General features: G+C 71.6%; 16 protein-coding genes and 1 riboswitch. Of the genes, 5 read left to right on the top strand and 11 right to left on the bottom strand.

Annotated features, from left to right (window positions below):
* Positions 1-147: 147 nt before the first annotated feature.
* The 3 genes from AB0M18_RS03670 to AB0M18_RS03680 all read right to left on the bottom strand — a co-directional run bounded on the left by AB0M18_RS03670 (position 148) and on the right by AB0M18_RS03680 (position 2,604).
* On the bottom strand, positions 148-939 hold the full coding sequence (locus tag AB0M18_RS03670) for an enhanced serine sensitivity protein SseB C-terminal domain-containing protein (RefSeq protein ID WP_365755159.1): 792 nt from the start codon (positions 937-939) through the stop codon (positions 148-150).
* Between the two features lie 77 nt (positions 940-1,016).
* Positions 1,017-1,754, bottom strand: a complete 738-nt coding sequence (locus AB0M18_RS03675) for an enhanced serine sensitivity protein SseB (protein WP_365755160.1) — start codon at positions 1,752-1,754, stop codon at positions 1,017-1,019.
* Between the two features lie 157 nt (positions 1,755-1,911).
* Positions 1,912-2,604, bottom strand: a complete 693-nt coding sequence (locus AB0M18_RS03680) for an AAA family ATPase (protein WP_365755161.1) — start codon at positions 2,602-2,604, stop codon at positions 1,912-1,914.
* 166 nt (positions 2,605-2,770) lie between these two features.
* A riboswitch (glycine riboswitch) is annotated at positions 2,771-2,884 on the top strand.
* Between the two features lie 170 nt (positions 2,885-3,054).
* Between AB0M18_RS03680 and gcvT the strand changes: the two genes are divergently transcribed.
* The 4 genes from gcvT to AB0M18_RS03700 all read left to right on the top strand — a co-directional run bounded on the left by gcvT (position 3,055) and on the right by AB0M18_RS03700 (position 7,514).
* On the top strand, positions 3,055-4,194 hold the full coding sequence (gene gcvT, locus AB0M18_RS03685; protein ID WP_365755162.1) for a glycine cleavage system aminomethyltransferase GcvT: 1,140 nt from the start codon (positions 3,055-3,057) through the stop codon (positions 4,192-4,194).
* A gap of 124 nt (positions 4,195-4,318) precedes the next feature.
* Positions 4,319-4,696, top strand: a complete 378-nt coding sequence (gene gcvH, locus AB0M18_RS03690; protein ID WP_365755163.1) for a glycine cleavage system protein GcvH — start codon at positions 4,319-4,321, stop codon at positions 4,694-4,696.
* A gap of 24 nt (positions 4,697-4,720) precedes the next feature.
* Positions 4,721-5,980: a serine hydroxymethyltransferase gene (gene glyA, locus AB0M18_RS03695; protein ID WP_365755164.1), complete on the top strand. Its 1,260-nt coding sequence runs from the start codon at positions 4,721-4,723 to the stop codon at positions 5,978-5,980.
* 148 nt (positions 5,981-6,128) lie between these two features.
* Positions 6,129-7,514: an L-serine ammonia-lyase gene (locus tag AB0M18_RS03700; RefSeq protein ID WP_365755165.1), complete on the top strand. Its 1,386-nt coding sequence runs from the start codon at positions 6,129-6,131 to the stop codon at positions 7,512-7,514.
* An 18-nt stretch (positions 7,515-7,532) separates the two neighbouring features.
* On the opposite strand, the gene AB0M18_RS03705 is transcribed toward AB0M18_RS03700, so the two are convergent.
* Complete coding sequence (locus AB0M18_RS03705; protein ID WP_365755166.1) at positions 7,533-8,444, bottom strand: CopD family protein; 912 nt, start codon at positions 8,442-8,444, stop codon at positions 7,533-7,535.
* 101 nt (positions 8,445-8,545) lie between these two features.
* Entirely contained in the window at positions 8,546-8,761 is a 216-nt protein-coding gene (locus AB0M18_RS03710; protein WP_265864744.1) for an EF-hand domain-containing protein, read from the bottom strand.
* 74 nt (positions 8,762-8,835) lie between these two features.
* Here AB0M18_RS03710 and AB0M18_RS03715 point away from each other — a divergent pair, with 74 nt between their 5' ends.
* Positions 8,836-9,474: a GNAT family N-acetyltransferase gene (locus AB0M18_RS03715; protein ID WP_365755167.1), complete on the top strand. Its 639-nt coding sequence runs from the start codon at positions 8,836-8,838 to the stop codon at positions 9,472-9,474.
* Between the two features lie 7 nt (positions 9,475-9,481).
* On the opposite strand, the gene AB0M18_RS03720 is transcribed toward AB0M18_RS03715, so the two are convergent.
* The 6 genes from AB0M18_RS03720 to AB0M18_RS03745 form a co-directional block, all read right to left on the bottom strand.
* Positions 9,482-10,663 carry a YncE family protein gene (locus tag AB0M18_RS03720; protein WP_365755168.1) on the bottom strand — a complete coding sequence of 394 codons (1,182 nt, stop codon included), beginning with the start codon at positions 10,661-10,663 and terminating at the stop codon, positions 9,482-9,484.
* A complete protein-coding gene (locus AB0M18_RS03725; protein ID WP_365755481.1) occupies positions 10,663-11,430 on the bottom strand; it encodes a polysaccharide deacetylase family protein in 768 nt (255 codons plus the stop codon). The genes AB0M18_RS03720 and AB0M18_RS03725 overlap by 1 nt, the downstream gene beginning before the upstream one ends.
* A 374-nt stretch (positions 11,431-11,804) precedes the next feature.
* The gene (locus AB0M18_RS03730) at positions 11,805-12,320 is read right to left on the bottom strand and encodes an ATP-binding protein (RefSeq protein WP_365755169.1); all 516 of its coding nucleotides are present in this window, start codon (positions 12,318-12,320) and stop codon (positions 11,805-11,807) included.
* A gap of 149 nt (positions 12,321-12,469) precedes the next feature.
* Positions 12,470-13,237: an enoyl-CoA hydratase-related protein gene (locus tag AB0M18_RS03735; protein WP_265864749.1), complete on the bottom strand. Its 768-nt coding sequence runs from the start codon at positions 13,235-13,237 to the stop codon at positions 12,470-12,472.
* Between the two features lie 88 nt (positions 13,238-13,325).
* Complete coding sequence (locus tag AB0M18_RS03740; protein WP_365755170.1) at positions 13,326-14,573, bottom strand: Ig-like domain-containing protein; 1,248 nt, start codon at positions 14,571-14,573, stop codon at positions 13,326-13,328.
* Between the two features lie 187 nt (positions 14,574-14,760).
* Entirely contained in the window at positions 14,761-15,978 is a 1,218-nt protein-coding gene (locus tag AB0M18_RS03745) for an Ig-like domain-containing protein (RefSeq protein WP_365755171.1), read from the bottom strand.
* Positions 15,979-16,055: the final 77 nt, after the last annotated feature.

Raw genomic sequence — 16,055 nt, forward strand, 5'->3', positions numbered from 1 at the left:
CGCATAGCGGTGATATCAAGCTGAGACCCGGACAGTTGGCAAATCGGGCGGATGCGGGACAGAGCCGCCGCGTCACCCGCAAGCGGAGCCAAAACCTCAGCTCGGAAAGGGATTTCGCCGCCGGGTTGACAAAGTGGCTGGAAGCACTCAGGCGTGCCGCGCCGGCGGGTAGCCGTATCCCGACTGGTGAGACGCGGCGCCGCCGCCCGCGGCGTGCGCGTCACGGTCGTAGAACGGACGGGCGTGGGCGTGCAGCCACATCGCGACCGGGTCGTACGTGTCGGACATGGCCACCGTGGAGACCGGCAGTCCGTCGGGGACGGCGGCGACGGTCTGGTGCATCATCGCCCGCACGGCCTCGACGGAGGCCGGCGAGGAGTCGTACAGGTCGAGGCCGATCGCCAGGTACGGCGAGCCGAGCGCGGGCTGCACCCAGGCGCGGCGCAGCGAGCGGACGGCGGAGGTGCGGTGCGCGTTCTGCGTGAGCAGGGCGTAGAACTGCGGGATCTCCAGGGCGGGCTCGGAGAGCCGCAGCGGGCCCGCGGGCATCCGGTCCAGGCCGGTGGCGATGCGCCGCAGATCGGCCCAGGGGATGCCGACGCCGCCGCCGGGGGCGTGCGGATTGAGCCAGATGCCCCAGCGGTCGGGGTAGAGGGCGCGGGCGATCTCAAGCCCGGAGACGAGTTCGTGGCCGCGGGTCCAGCCGGAGGCGGCGAGCTCCTGGGCGGAGGTGACGCACGGCGCGTAGCCGTAGCCGTCGACCTCCATGTTGCCGTACTGGGCGTCGGGCGAGCCCGCCGCGCCCTGCCAGAGCAGCATCCGGACCTCGGAGCCGGCGAGGGCGCGCAGCAGCTGCTCGTAGGCGTCGTGGCGCCCGGGTGCCACCTGGCGCAGCATGTGCTCGACCTGTCCGGTCGCGGCGGTGCCTGACGCGCTCACCGTGGGTCCCGCCCCTCTTGTCGTAAGGCTCACTTGAATGGGTTCAGCTGACTGAGTTCAGCTTAAACAGGGGTCCGTCACACGGCGGCGCGCTGGTAGAAGGGGCGCACCTTGTCCAGCATCCAGTCGCCGACCGGGTCCTGGGCCACGTCGAGCAGGATGAGGTTGACCGGCCAGGCGACCTCGACCCGGCCGAGGGCGCGGCCGAGGGCGTCGAGCGGGGCGTTCCGGTCGGCCTCGGGTCCGGTGAGCTCGACGCCGACGAAGAGCGCGGGCTCGGTGCCCTCGACGCTGGCGAGGACACGGCGGGCGACGGCGACGACGCCGGTGGCCTCGAACTCGGCGGAGGCGGCGGCGAGGAAGTCGACCGGGTCGTCCTGCCAGTCGGGCTCGAAGAGCCGCACCCGGCCGCCGCTGGCCGGCCCGTCGAGAGCGGTGCGGCCGGTGCGGCAGAGCTCGGCGACGGCGGGCGGGGGCAGCGGAACGCCGACGGTGCCGCCGGGGTTGACGGCGATGCCGAGCTGCGGCGGCAGACCGCGGGCGAAGTCACGGGCGGGAGCGATCGTGTACGACATGTGCTCGCCGGCGACGGCGAGGAACTGCTGCTCGGAGCTGAAGACGGGCACGTAGGCGGCGCCGTCGATCTCCATGGTGGGCAGGTCCAGGTCACGGCTCTCGGGTCCGCCGCCGTTGGGCAGCGGCACCCAGACGGGGCTGCGCCCGAGCACCTCGACCAGGCGCCCGCCGGCGGAGGGGTTGCCGAGGGAGGCGGCCAGCACTTCCTCGAGCTCGTTGCCCGGCCACGTCACGTCCACGGTCCTCTTCGTCCCCTTCCCGGTCTCCCGGCTCCCGGCGCACCCCGGCTTCCGCACATGGTGCGGTTGGGTCCGTCCGGTCCTGACCCACCGGACGGACCCTAGGCACCCTAATGGCGCAGAGCGGCGTCCGTGACCGAAAAGGGTGCGGAGTGCGTCACGGGAGGTCCCGGAAGGCGATCTTCCGCAGGGCGCCGGCGGCGTCCCGGTCGAGCAGGGTGACCGAGGAGCAGCCCGCCGGCAGGGTGCCGGCCTCGGCGGTGCGGACCAGCCGGGCGACGGCGCGGCGGTGGCGGGCGAAGGCGTACGCGGAGACGCCGCGGCCCCGGTCGCGCTGGCCGGCCCGGGCGGTGTCCGGGTCGACGTCGAGCAGGATCAGGTGCATCGCGGCCCCTCGGCGCCGGGCGTCGCGGGCGAGCCAGCCGCGCACCCAGGACTGGGTGCCGCAGTCGTGGACGATCACCCCGGCGCCGGTGCGCAGGGCGCGGCGCAGGCCCGCGTAGTGGGCGAGGCGGGCGAGCGGGCGGTAGAGCGCGTACGGCAGGAGGCGGGGCAGCCGGGCCTCCCAGCGCTCCCGGGTGTCCTGGGAGTCGATGGCGCGGCCCTCGGCGGCGCGGGCCATCAGGGTGGACTTCCCGGCGCCGGGCAGCCCGGAGACGACCACCACGTCGCCGGTGGCGAAGGTGAGCGCGCGGGGGCTGCGGCCGCCGCGCTCGCGCAGGTCGCGCAGAAGCCGCGCGCGGCGCCTGCTGCGCGCCCGCTCGCGGGTCCGGGCCCGGGCGACCGCCCGCTGGGCCGGTATCCCGGTGTTCGTCGCCGCGGCCGGGACTCCGGTGCGCTGGATCGTCATCGCTTCTCCCCCTGTCGGGTCTCCCCCTGACGGGACTGCGGGACCCCTGCCCACAAAGTGTAAAGAGACGGTAATGCGGCACAAGCGATTTGCCGCGCGGATCGGCCGTGCAATGATGAGCGCGCCACGCGCTCGCCCGAGCGCGCACAACCGCATACCGGCCGCTCGAATCCGCGCGGGAGAGTCCCGGGTCCGCCGGCGCAGTCGCGCCGGGCGCCCCGGGCGCCGAAGGAGCAAGTACCTCCCTTGAATCTCTCAGGCCCCGTACCGCGTGGATGAGGCAGATCTGAAAAGCGGGTCGCCCTGCCGCGTCCCCACCCAAGGTGCAAGCCGATCTCTCGGTGACGAGATGCTCTCGGTGAACCTCTCAGGTTCCATGACAGATGGGGAGGATCGTCCTCACCGTCATGTATGTCGTGCCCCGCACGCCTGGGACCCGGGAGCCACCCCATGAGCACTGCCCCCCGTCTGACCGCCCTCGATGCCCTGCATCGTTCGCTGGGCGCGACCATGACCGACTTCGCCGGCTGGGACATGCCGCTGCGATACGGCAGCGAGCGCGACGAGCACAACGCCGTGCGCACCAAGGCCGGCCTCTTCGACCTCTCCCACATGGGCGAGATCACCGTCACCGGCCCGCAGGCCGTGGAGCTCCTGGACTACGCCCTGGTCGGCAACATCTCGACCGTGGGCATCGGGCGCGCCCGCTACACGATGATCTGCCAGGAGGACGGCGGCATCCTCGACGACCTGATCGTCTACCGCCTGGGCGAGACCGAGGCCGGGTCTTCCGAGTACATGGTCGTCGCCAACGCCTCCAACGCCCAGGTCGTCCTGGACGCCCTGGTGGCCCGCTCCGAAGGCTTCGACGCCGAGGTCCGCGACGACCGCGACGCGTACGCCCTGATCGCCGTCCAGGGCCCGGAGTCCCCCGGCATCCTGAAGCAGCTCACCGACGCCGACCTGGACGGTCTGAAGTACTACGCGGGCCTGCCCGGCACGGTCGCCGGCGTGGACGCGCTGATCGCCCGGACCGGCTACACCGGCGAGGACGGCTTCGAGCTGTTCCTGAAGCCGGCCGACGCCGAGGGCGTGTGGCAGGCGCTGACCGAGGCGGGCAAGGACGCCGGTCTGATCCCCTGCGGTCTGTCCTGCCGTGACACGCTGCGCCTGGAGGCGGGCATGCCGCTGTACGGGCACGAGCTGAACACCTCGCTCACCCCCTTCGACGCGGGCCTCGGCCGGGTCGTGAAGTTCGAGAAGACCACCAACGAGGGCCGCTTCGTCGGCCGCGAGGCGCTGGAGAAGGCCGCCGAGCGCGCCGAGTCCGCCCCGCCGCGCAAGCTGGTCGGCCTGGTCGCCGAGGGCCGCCGGGTGCCGCGCGCCGGCATGTCGGTGGTCGCGAACGGCGAGGTCGTCGGCGAGATCACCTCCGGCGCCCCGTCCCCGACGCTGGCCAAGCCCATCGCCATGGCGTACGTGGACGCGGCCTTCGCCGAGCCCGGCACGGAGGGCGTCGGCGTCGACATCCGCGGCACGCACGAGCCGTACGCGGTCGTGGCGCTGCCGTTCTACAAGCGCCAGAAGTGAGGATGGGGCGACAGCCCTCGCCCCCTCCGGGCGGGACGCCGACGTGACGCATTCGTCTCAGGACGCGTCTCACCCCGCAAGACCCCCGTACATCCGCACTCCCCGCATCCAGGAGAATCAGGTCATGAGCAACCCGCAGAACCTTCGCTACAGCAAGGAGCACGAGTGGCTGTCGGGCGCCGAGGACGGCGTCGCGACGGTCGGCATCACCGAGCACGCGGCCAACGCCCTCGGTGACATCGTCTACGTCCAGCTCCCCGAGGTCGGCGACACGGTCACCGCGGGCGAGTCCTGTGGCGAGCTGGAGTCGACCAAGTCGGTCAGCGAGCTGTACGCCCCCGTGACCGGCGAGGTCGTCGAGGCCAACCAGGACGTCGTGGACGACCCGGAGCTGGTCAACAAGGCGCCGTTCGAGGGTGGCTGGCTGTTCAAGGTGCGCATCGCGGACGAGCCGGAGGACCTGCTCTCCGCCGACGAGTACACCGCCTTCATCGCAGGCTGACCGAGACCCCGTAGGGATCGATTCATGTCGCTTCTGAACACCCCTCTCCACGAGCTGGACCCGGACGTCGCCGCCGCCGTCGACGCCGAGCTCCGCCGTCAGCAGTCCACCCTCGAGATGATCGCCTCGGAGAACTTCGCTCCGGTCGCGGTCATGGAGGCCCAGGGCTCCGTCCTCACCAACAAGTACGCCGAGGGCTACCCGGGCCGCCGCTACTACGGCGGCTGCGAGCACGTCGACGTGGCCGAGCAGATCGCGATCGACCGGATCAAGGACCTGTTCGGCGCCGAGTACGCCAACGTGCAGCCGCACTCCGGCGCCTCCGCCAACCAGGCCGCGCTGTTCGCCATCGCCCAGCCCGGCGACACGATCCTCGGTCTCGACCTGGCGCACGGCGGCCACCTCACCCACGGCATGCGCCTGAACTTCTCGGGCAAGCAGTTCAACGTGGTCGCGTACCACGTGGACGAGAACGGCCTGGTCGACATGGCCGAGGTCGAGCGCCTCGCCAAGGAGCACCGCCCGAAGGTGATCATCGCCGGCTGGTCGGCGTACCCGCGTCAGCTCGACTTCGCCGAGTTCCGCCGGATCGCCGACGAGGTCGAGGCCTACCTGTGGGTCGACATGGCCCACTTCGCGGGCCTGGTCGCCGCCGGTCTGCACCCGAACCCGGTCGAGTACGCGGACGTGGTGACCTCCACCACGCACAAGACGCTCGGCGGCCCGCGCGGCGGCATCATCCTGGCGAAGAAGGAGTTCGCGAAGAAGCTGAACTCCTCGGTCTTCCCCGGCTTCCAGGGCGGCCCGCTGGAGCACGTGATCGCGGCCAAGGCCGTCTCCTTCAAGGTCGCGGCCTCGGAGGAGTTCAAGGAGCGCCAGCAGCGCACCCTGGACGGCGCCCGGATCATCGCCGAGCGCCTGGTCCAGGACGACGTCAAGGAGCACGGCGTGTCCGTGCTGTCCGGCGGCACCGACGTGCACCTGCTCCTGGTCGACCTGCGCGACAGCGAGCTGGACGGCCAGCAGGCCGAGGACCGGCTGCACGAGGTGGGCATCACGGTCAACCGGAACGCCGTTCCGAACGACCCGCGCCCGCCGATGGTCACCTCCGGCCTGCGCATCGGCACGCCGGCCCTCGCCACCCGCGGCTTCCAGGCCGAGGACTTCCGCGAGGTCGCCGACGTCATCGCCGAGACGCTGAAGCCCGGCTTCGACGCCGAGGCACTGAAGGCCCGGGTGACCGCGCTTGCGGAGAAGCACCCGCTGTACCCCGGCCTGAAGTAATTTCGTACGATTTAGTTCCGGCTTCGTTCGTACGAAACCTCCGGGGCACCGCGCACACTGGAAGGTGAGCGCGGTGCCCCGGCCCATGCTGAGCGTTTCTGCACCACCCCGGCAGACAACGGCGTCTAGCCCCCACAAGGAGTCCCCCGTGGCCATCTCGGTCTTCGACCTGTTCTCGATCGGCATCGGCCCGTCGAGCTCCCACACGGTGGGCCCGATGCGCGCGGCCCGCATGTTCGCCCGCCGGCTGAAGAACGAGGGGCTGCTCGCCCACACCGCGTCGATACGGGCGGAGCTGTACGGCTCGCTGGGCGCGACCGGCCACGGCCACGGCACCCCGAAGGCGGTGCTGCTCGGTCTGGAGGGCAACTCGCCGCGCACGGTGAACGTGGAGACCGCCGACGACGAGTTCGAGCGGATCAAGGCGAGCGGGCGGATCAGCCTGCTCGGCGTGCACGAGATCCCGTTCTCCTTCGACGACGACCTGATCCTGCACCGCCGCAAGGCGCTGCCGTACCACGCCAACGGCATGACGGTCTTCGCGTATGACGCCGAGGGCGCGCTGATCCTGGAGAAGACGTACTACTCGGTCGGCGGCGGCTTCGTCGTGGACGAGGACGCGGTCGCGGGCGAGAACCCGATCATCCCGGACGACACCGTCCTGAAGTACCCCTTCCGCACCGGCGACGAGCTGCTCCGCCTCACCAAGGAGACCGGTCTGTCGATCTCCTCGCTGATGCTGGAGAACGAGAAGGCCTGGCGCACCGAGGACGAGATCCGCACCGGCCTCCTGGAGATCTGGCGGGTCATGCAGGCCTGCGTCTCGCGCGGCATGTCCCGCGAGGGCATCCTGCCCGGCGGCCTGAAGGTCCGCCGCCGCGCCTCGACCCTGGCCCGCAAGCTGCGCTCCGAGGGCGACCCGACCACGCACGCGATGGAGTGGATCACCCTCTACGCGATGGCGGTGAACGAGGAGAACGCGGCGGGCGGCCGCGTGGTCACCGCCCCGACGAACGGCGCGGCCGGCATCATCCCGGCGGTCCTGCACTACTACATGAACTTCGGTGCGGGTGGGTCCTCCCCGGAGGAGAAGGAAGACGGCGTGGTCCGCTTCCTGCTCGCCGCCGGCGCCATCGGCATGCTCTTCAAGGAGAACGCCTCCATCTCCGGCGCCGAGGTCGGCTGCCAGGGCGAGGTCGGCTCCGCCTGCTCCATGGCGGCGGGCGCGCTCGCCGAGGTCCTGGGGGGCTCCCCCGAGCAGGTCGAGAACGCCGCCGAGATCGGCATGGAGCACAACCTGGGCCTGACCTGCGACCCGGTCGGCGGCCTGGTCCAGATCCCCTGCATCGAGCGCAACGGCATGGCCTCGGTCAAGGCCGTCACGGCGGCGAAGATGTCGATGCGCGGCGACGGCAGCCACCTGGTCTCCCTCGACAAGGTCATCAAGACCATGAAGGAGACCGGCGCGGACATGTCCGTCAAGTACAAGGAGACGGCGCGCGGCGGTCTCGCCGTGAACATCATCGAGTGCTGAGCCCGCCGCCGCGGCCCGTCAGGGCAGCAGCCAGTGCGGGTCCGGGACCACGGTGAGCAGTGCGGAGACCAGGACCACGAGGCCCAGGACGCCCAGCTCGACCCGGGCCGGCGGGCGGGCGTCGGCGCCGCGCAGCATCCGGCGGCGGGCGGTCAGGGCGAGCAGCGCGATGAGCCCGAAGAGCCCGAGCTTGACCAGCAGGACCCTGCCGTACGCGGTGCTGAGCACCCCGTCGAGCGGGAGCCGGCGCAGGGTGGAGACGGTCCCGGTGGCGCAGAGGGCCGCGAAGAGCCAGACGGCCATCCGCGCGTACCGCATCAGCACGTCCCGGCTGTACGTGCCGCGCAGCCGCATGGTGCGCAGCACGTACAGGAGGCTGCCGCACCAGAGGGAGGCGGCGGTCAGATGGACGACGGTGAGGCTGACGCCGATCGCCGGGGTGTACGCCTCGGGGTGGGCGCGCATCGCCTCGGCGCCGACGGCCACGGCGAGCGGTCCGAGGGCCAGGGCCGGGCGGCGGGTGGCGGCGCACAGCGCGGCGAGCGCGAGCGCGTTGGCGGTGACGAGGAGGAGCCGGCCCTCGCGGAGCCCGTAGACCGTGGAGAGGCTGAGGCCGCTGAGCCGGCCGAGGAGCACGAGCATGCCCGCGGAGGCGGCGGCGCCGGTCGCGGCGGCCGGGACGGACCAGCGGCGGGGCAGCGGGCCTTCGCCGGCGAGCCGGACGCCGGCGAGCTCGCCGATCTGGACGGCGAGCGCGGTGAGGACGAGGAGCCGCAGCAGCGTGATGGTCCCGGCGGCGGGGATCTCCAGCTCGCCGGTGCCCGTCTGGGCGAGCGAGACGCCGAGCAGGGCGACGGTGAGGACGCCGACTAAGGCGAGGACGGCTGCCGTCAGTCGGATCGGGGTGCCGAGGGGTCCGGGGAGGCTCACCGGACGATCGTCACCGGGGGCCGGACGGGCGGCAACTCGCGTACGTACGCATGGTCGTACGGAACCGCCCGCCCGCGCCCCGGGACGGGTCAGGACCTGGCTCAGGCCTTGCCGAGGTGGGCCCAGAACTCCTCGAAGGAGAGCTTGCCGTCGCCGTTGTCGTCGCGCTGCTTGATGAGCGCCTCGGCGACCGTCTCGGTCGTGTAGAAGTCGCCCATCTCGGCCATGACGTGCTTGTACTCGGCGGCCGTGATGAAGCCGTCCCCGTCCACGTCGAACTTGTTGAATGCCGTACGTGCCGACTCGATGTCCGCCACTGTTTTCCGCCCCTTCATGGTGCTTGATGTCGGGGGCCAGATTAGCGGGCGGCCCGGTGTCCGATGATGGGGGCATGAACAGCGACGTGGCGGAGATACTGGCGGCGGCGGCCCGCGGGGAGTTCCCGCCGCCGGACGGCTCGACGACGGTGGTGCCGCAGCCGAGCGGCCGGGACGCGGGGGTGCTGTCCTTCACGGCGCACTCGGTGGTGTTCCTGGACGAGGACCCGGACTGGATCCGGGCGGAGCTCGCCCGGGCCTCGACGGACCCGCTGGTGGCGAGCATGACACCGCGCTTCCTGACGGCGCTCACGGCCCGTACGGGCCGTTCGATGAACACGATCGACCTGCTGACGGTCGCGGACGCGCTGCCCGGCCCGCCGGAGCTCGCGCTCCGGGAGATCCGCGACCAGGACCATCCGCGGGTGGCGCGGGCGCTGAAGTACCGCGACGAGGTACGGGTGTGGGTCACCGACGGCGGTCTGGTGACCCTGGGCCGGGGCGTGGCGGGCCGGGTGGAGGTGGCGATCGAGGTCGACGAGGACGTCCGCCACCGCGGCCTGGGCCGCGCCCTGGCCACGGCCGCCCGCCACCTCACCCCGGACCCGGTGGTGTGGTCCCAGCAGTCCCCCGGCAACGCCCGCAGCGTCCGGGTCTTCCAGGCGTCGGGCTACCGCCCGGTGGGCTCGGAGGCCCTGCTTACGGCAAGCTGAGCGGGGCTCAGCGGAACACGCCCGTGTGGCCGAGGGAGTAGCGGCCCGGCTGGGGGTAGACCGCCAGGCCGTGGGGGCCGCTGCCGACGGGGATGCGGGCGAGCTGCTCGCCGCTCGTCGTGTCGATCGCGTAGACCTCGGAGTCGTAGCGGCCGGAGAGCCACAGCACCTTGCCGTCGGCGGAGACCCCGCCCATGTCGGGGGATCCGCCGTCGGGCAGCTTCCACTTCTTGGTGAGGGCGTTCCTGGTGAAGTCGAAGACCGAGATCGTGCCCTCGCCGCGGTTGGAGACGTACATCTCCTTGGAGTCGCGGGAGACGTAGAGGCCGTGGCAGCCCTTGCCGGTGGGCAGCAGGGTCGGGGTGGTGAACTTCTCTCCGTCGAGCACCCACATGCCGTGGGCCATCATGTCGGCGATGTAGAAGGTCTTGCCGTCCGGGGAGATCTTCACGTCCTGCGGCATGGCGCCCTCGAAGGGCAGTTTCTGCTGGCCGACGACCTCCATCTTCTCGGTGTCGACCTTGAGGAGTTCGCCGGAGAACTCGCAGGAGACGACGAAGTAGCGCCCGTCGGCGGAGAAGTCGGCGTGGTTGACGCCGTAGCAGGTGACCGGGACGGTCTTCCTGCGCTCCATGGTGTGCGGGTCGCGGAAGACCAGCTCGCGGTCGAGCGAGGCCATGACGACGGCGTACCCGCCGTTCGGGGTGAAGTAGAGGTTGTACGGGTCGTGGACCTCGACGGGCTTGCCGGCGACGCCGGTGGCCGGGTCGATGGGGGTGAGGGTGTGGCCGCGGTTGTTGTTGACCCAGAGGGTCTTCAGGTCCCAGGAGGGGACGACGTGCTGCGGCTGGTTGCCGACGGGGATGGTCTCGATGACCTTGTAGGTGGCGGGGTCGATGACGGAGACCGTGTTGGAGTTGGTGTTGGGGACGTAGACCCGGGACGGGAAGCCCTTGACCACCGGGGAGAGCGCGTTCGGGCGGTCGGCGGCGTAGATGTCGTCCGGCTGGAGCAGCGGCGGCATGCCGGGCAGTCCGGCGGGCGCGGCGGCCGGCTTGGGGACGGCGGCCTTGGTGGTGGTGGCGCTGGGGTGCGGGACCGCCGGCCGGGGGCTGCCGCAGGCGGCGAGGCCGAGCAGCAGGGCGGTGGCGGCGAGGACGGTCTTCTTACGGCTCCGGGGAATCGGCATCAGCTCAGCAGCTCCGTGGTCGTGACCGCGGAGAGGCCGCGGTGGTCGAGTTCGGCGAGGAGGAGGGGCAGCGCGGCGACGGTGTCCGGGTAGCCGAAGTGGAGGCTGACCACCGATCCGGCCGTGATCCGTCCGGTGACGTTGGCCACGACGGCCGCCGGTCCGGGCGAGGTGAAGTCGAGGGAGTCGACGTCGTACGAGAGCGTGTGCGGGTAGCCGGCCCGGCGGGCGGCGCGCAGCACGGTCTCGGTGGCGTGCGGGGTACGGGAGGGGCGGAACCAGCTGCCGACGGAGCCGGTGAGGCGGCGCAGCCGGCCGGCGCAGGCGTCGATCTCGGCGAAGGCCTCGTCCTCGGTCATGGCGCCGATGTCGATGTGGCGCTGGGTGTGGTTGCCGAGGTCGTGGCCGCCGTCGAGGATCCGCCGGGCCATCTCGGGGTGCTGGTCGAGCCAGCCGCCGACGGCGAGGACGGTGATCCGGGCGCCGGCCCGCTCGGCGCCGTCGAGGACCGCGCGGGCGATCGCGGGGTCGCCCTGGCCGTGGAAGGTGAGGGCGACGCGGGGCCGGTCGCGGGGCCCGTGGACGATCTCGGCGGGCCGGCCGGGCCAGCGGCGGGGCGCGGGGGCGGGCGCGGCGACGGGTGCGGCGGGCGCGGGTCGCTCGGACCGGGCGGCGGGACGGGGCTCCGTGCCGCAGGCGGTGGCGAGGGCTCCCGCGAGGGCGGTGGCCGCGCCCGCCCGGAGGGCACCGCGGCGGTCGGTCGGCATCACGGAGCCATTTAAAGGGGACTGAGCCCGAAAGGTAACGATTGGGCCGATTCAGGACGTTTGCGAGTCGTGATCAGTCGTCCAGTATGCGGACAGGCCGAGGAAACACCCGATGAACCCCATAGTTATTCATGTTTTGCAAGGTGGGTGCTCTAGGTCACCAATGATTCATCAAGGAATCATTCCAGTTTGTCCGGATCTGACCCGGTAGGGACTTTTGGCGTCGAGGCCACCCTTCTGCCATAGTCGATGACACGACCCCCATTGACCCGGGCCAGGTCGTCGAAGCAGCCGCGGATACACCCCCCCGTCCGCGGCCATCACATGAGAGCCCCCAGCGCGCCCCACCAGGGCCGGACGGGGGCTTTCGTGCGTCAGCGGTCGCTGACCCGCATCTCGAACCAGGTGGTCTTGCCGCGCGGTGCGAGGTCGACGCCCCAGCGGTCGGAGAGCTTGTCGACGAGGAAGAGCCCGCGGCCGCTGACGTCCAGCTCGTGCACCGGCATCAGACAGGGCAGTCCGCGGGAGGGGTCGCGCACCTCGACGCGGATCCAGCCGCGTCGGCGCAGCAGGCGGAGGGCGAAGACCCGGGCGCCGGTGTGGCGGACGGCGTTGCCGACGAGTTCGGAGACGAGCAGCACGGCGTGCTCGGCGATCTGCGGGGTGAGGCCCCAGTGACGCAGTATCACCCACTGGGTGAGCCGGCGGGCGACCGCGGCGGATTCCGGCCGGGACGGCAGCCGGGCGTCCTCCTCGGCGGGATTTCCGTACAAGTGCAGTGCCGCTGCGGCCTGTTCGTCCTCGGCGCCCGGCACCCACCGGGCGGCGGTCGCGCCGCCGCGCTGCCGCGGTTGTTCCGTACCCTCCAGGCCCGCCATGCCCACCATCATGGCGGGACGGGGCCCCGGCGCGGGGCCGTTCCGGGGGATTCGCCCCCTTGGAATCGACAATTCCGCGAGACTGACTCCGGCATATGTCAAAGTCAGCCGGAACGCGGTCGTGAGCGGCCGGATCCGACCGCTCACACCGTGTCGAACGCTCAGACGAACTTGGCCTTGCCCGGGCCCTCTTCGACGAAGCTGCGCATGCCGCGCTCGCGGTCCTCGGTGGCGAACAGGCCCGCGAACCAGGTGCGCTCGACGGCCAGACCGGTGTCGATGTCCGTCTCAAGCCCCTGGTCGATCGCCTCCTTCGCGGCGCGCAGCGCGATGGCCGGGCCCTGGGCGAGCTTGGCGGCCCAGGCGTGGGCCTGCTCGTAGACCTCGGCGGCCGGGACGACGCGGTCCACCAGGCCGAGCTGGAGGGCCTCGTCGGCCTTCACCATGCGGCCGGTGAAGATGAGGTCCTTGGCCTTGGAGGGGCCGATGAGACGGGCGAGGCGCTGGGTGCCGCCGGCGCCCGGGATCAGCCCGAGCAGGATCTCGGGCTGGCCGAGCTTGGCGTTGTCCGCGGCGATCCGGTAGTCGGCGCAGAGCGTCAGCTCGCAGCCGCCGCCCAGCGCGTAGCCGGTGATCGCGGCGACGACCGGCTTGGGGATCCGGGCGATCGCGGTGAAGGAGTCCTGCAGGGCGCGGGACCGCTTGACCATGGCCGCGTGGTCCATGACCTGCATCTCCTTGATGTCCGCGCCGGCCGCGAACACCTTCTCGCCGCCGTAGAGGATCACGGCCCGCACGTCGTCGCGGTCGGTCGCCTCCTGGGCCAGCTCGCGCAGCCGGTCCTGGGTGGCGATGTCCAGGGCGTTCATCGGGGGGCGGTCGAGGCGGATCGTGCCGACGCCTTCGGCGACTTCGAGGTTCACAGTCATGGTCCGAAGGTTAGCCGCCGTTAACGGAGTGGGCCCCGGTGCGGTTGGTCACAACCGCACCGGGGCCCTCGCCGCGAAGGAAAGGTTCTTACGCCTTCCACTCCGACCAGTCCATGTTCCAGCCGTTCAGACCGTTGTCCGGCTGGATCTGCTTGTCCTTCGAGTTCTTCACGACGACCACGTCACCGATGATCGAGCTGTCGTAGAACCAGGCGGCCGGCGTCGAGGAGTCCCCGGCGCCCCGGGCGTCGCGCAGACCGACGCAGCCGTGGCTGACGTTGGACGAGCCGAAGGTCGAGGCGGGGGCCCAGTAGTTGCCGTGCACGAAGGTGCCCGAGGTGGACAGACGCATCGCGTGCGGCACGTCCTTGATGTCGTACTCGCCGCCGAAGCCGACCGTGGCCCCGTTCATGCGGGTCACCTTGTACTTCTCGCTGATGACCATCTGCCCGTTGTACGTCGTCGTGGACGGCGCGCCCGCGGTGATCGGCAGGGTCTTGATGATCTTGCCGTCGCGCTCGACCTTCATGGTCTTCGCGGAGGCGTCCACCGTGGAGACCTGACGGCGTCCGATGGTGAAGGTGAAGGTCTTCTTCTGCTTGCCGTAGACGCCCGGGCGGCCCTCGACGCCGTCCAGGTTGAGCTGCACGGTCACCTTGGTGCCCGCCGCCCAGTACTCCTTCGGCCGGAAGTCGAGGCGGTCGTTGCCGAACCAGTGGCCCTCGATCTCCACCGCGGGCTCAGCCGTCACCTTGATGGCGTGCTCGACGGCCTCCGGGTCGGTGATGCCCCGGGTGAAGTTGATGGACACCGGCATGCCGACGCCGACGGTCTGCCCGTTCTCCGGCGTGTAGTGGCCGATGAAGGTGTTCTTCGGGGTCAGGGTCGAGAAGGTGGTGTCCTTCGCCGACTCACGGCCCTCGGTGTCCTTGGCGATCGCGTGCACCTTGTACTGGGTGCTCGCCGACAGGTGGCCCACCGGCTCCCAGCTGCTGCCGTCGGCGGAGAGCCTGCCCTCCACCGGGTTGCCCTCGGTGTCGGCGACGGTGACCGTGGTCAGCTTGCCCTGCTGGGCCGTCACCTTCAGCGCCCCGCTGGTGGCGACCGCGTCGGCGCCGTCCTTCGGGGCGATCGTCACGACGGCCTGCGAGGCCGCGATCTCCTGCTTGCCGCCGCCTTCGGCGGCGCCGTCCTTGCCTCCGCTCGCACCGGCGCCGGTGTCACCGCCGCCGCAGGCGGTCAGGACGAGGAGCAGCGTCCCCGCCGCCAGGGCCCCCAGGCGGGCGCCGCGGCGCCGTCGTCCGGCGATCGATCCGGATATCGGCTGACCGTTCACTATGGTGTTCTCCCCTCGCACGGCCCCGGCGACGCCCGGGCCCCACCCCCAATGCGCATCCTCCCGCGCACACGGCGTTAATTAATCACACCGCAGGACACGAAAGTTCCTCGTACATGTCACCGTTCAGTCCCAGTTGGCGTGATACGGCGGACGGGGCGCGGGAGCGGCGGGTGCGCGGGAGGGCTCAGCCCAGGGCCGAGCCGGCCTTCCAGCGGCCCCAGTCCAGGTTCCAGCCGCCCAGGCCGTTGTCCGGCGCGACCTGCTTGTCCTTCGAGTTCACCACCTCGACGACGTCGCCGATGAGCGTCCGGTCGAAGAACCAGCCGGCCGGAGTGTCCGCCCCGCCGCCCTTCACGTCCCGCAGGCCCACGCACCCGTGGCTGACGTTGGCCGAGCCGAAGGTGGTGGCGGCGGCCCAGTAGTTGCCGTGCAGGAAGGTGCCCGAGTCGGTCAGCCGGATCGCGTGCGGCACGTCCTTGATGTCGTACTCGCCGCCGAAGCCGACCGTGGCCCCGTTCATCCGCGTCACGTCGTACAGCTCGGTGGCCACCATCTTCCCGTTGTACGTGGTGGTCTTCGGCGCCCCGGCCGTGATCGGCAGCGTGGTGAGCAGCGCGCCGTCCCGGTGGATCTCCATGGTGTGCTTCTCGGCGTCGACCAGGGAGACCTGTGAGCGGCCCACGGTGAACCCGACCGTCCTGCGCTGGATGCCGTACACGCCCGGCGCGCCCTCGACGTCGCGCAGCGCCAGGTCGACGGTGACCTTCGTGCCCGGCCGCCAGTAGGCGGCGGGGCGGAAGTCCAGGCGCTCCTTGCCGAACCAGTGGCCGGCCACCTCCACCGGCGGGTCGGAGGTGACGCGGATGGCCCGCTCGACCTCGGCCCGGTTCTCGATCTCCCGGTTGAAGGAGATCGAGACGATCATCCCCACGCCGACCGTGGAACGGTTCTCCGGTTTGAAGTAGCCGATGAACCGGTGCTCGGGGACGACGGTGGTGAAGGTGGTGTGCCGGGCCGAGCGGCGCCCGTGCCCGTCCAGCGCGACCGCGTCCACGCTGTACTTGGCGGCGAGCGCGAGCCGGGTGTCCGGGCGGGGCCGCCAGCGCAGCCCGTCCGCGGAGATCTCCCCCGCCACCTCGGTGCGCTGGGCGTCCTCCACCTGGACGACCGTCACCCGCTCCAGACGCCCGCTGTCGACCTTCACCTCCACCGGCCCGGCGGCGGGCACCGCGCGGGCCCCGTCCTCGGGGCTGACCCGGATGACGTCGCCGGGTGCCCGCGCCTTCCCCGGGAGTGTCAGGTCGACGCCCCCGCCGCCGTCCCCTCCGGTGCAGCCCGCGAGGCCCACCAGGAGTCCCGTCACCGCGAGGGCGTACCCCGCCCGCTTCAGTACATGTGTCACGCCCGGACCAACGACGGCCACCCTCCAGGGGAAACGTGCGTACGGGTCATGTTGGGAGCGCGCCCGCGCGGGCAGAA

The sequence above is a fragment of the Streptomyces sp. NPDC051909 genome (assembly GCF_040681095.1).
GTDB lineage: Bacteria > Actinomycetota > Actinomycetes > Streptomycetales > Streptomycetaceae > Streptomyces.

Excerpts from the sequence above, each read along its gene's own strand:
- AB0M18_RS03730 (WP_365755169.1), bottom strand. The coding sequence starts at position 12,320 with ATGATGGTGGGCATGGCGGGCCTGGAGGGTACGGAACAACCGCGGCAG.
- gcvT (WP_365755162.1), top strand. The coding sequence starts at position 3,055 with ATGAGCACTGCCCCCCGTCTGACCGCCCTCGATGCCCTGCATCGTTCG.
- glyA (WP_365755164.1), top strand. The coding sequence starts at position 4,721 with ATGTCGCTTCTGAACACCCCTCTCCACGAGCTGGACCCGGACGTCGCC.
- AB0M18_RS03725 (WP_365755481.1), bottom strand. The coding sequence starts at position 11,430 with ATGCCGACCGACCGCCGCGGTGCCCTCCGGGCGGGCGCGGCCACCGCC.
- AB0M18_RS03680 (WP_365755161.1), bottom strand. The coding sequence starts at position 2,604 with ATGACGATCCAGCGCACCGGAGTCCCGGCCGCGGCGACGAACACCGGG.
- gcvH (WP_365755163.1), top strand. The coding sequence starts at position 4,319 with ATGAGCAACCCGCAGAACCTTCGCTACAGCAAGGAGCACGAGTGGCTG.
- AB0M18_RS03720 (WP_365755168.1), bottom strand. The coding sequence starts at position 10,663 with ATGCCGATTCCCCGGAGCCGTAAGAAGACCGTCCTCGCCGCCACCGCC.
- AB0M18_RS03735 (WP_265864749.1), bottom strand. The coding sequence starts at position 13,237 with ATGACTGTGAACCTCGAAGTCGCCGAAGGCGTCGGCACGATCCGCCTC.
- AB0M18_RS03715 (WP_365755167.1), top strand. The coding sequence starts at position 8,836 with ATGAACAGCGACGTGGCGGAGATACTGGCGGCGGCGGCCCGCGGGGAG.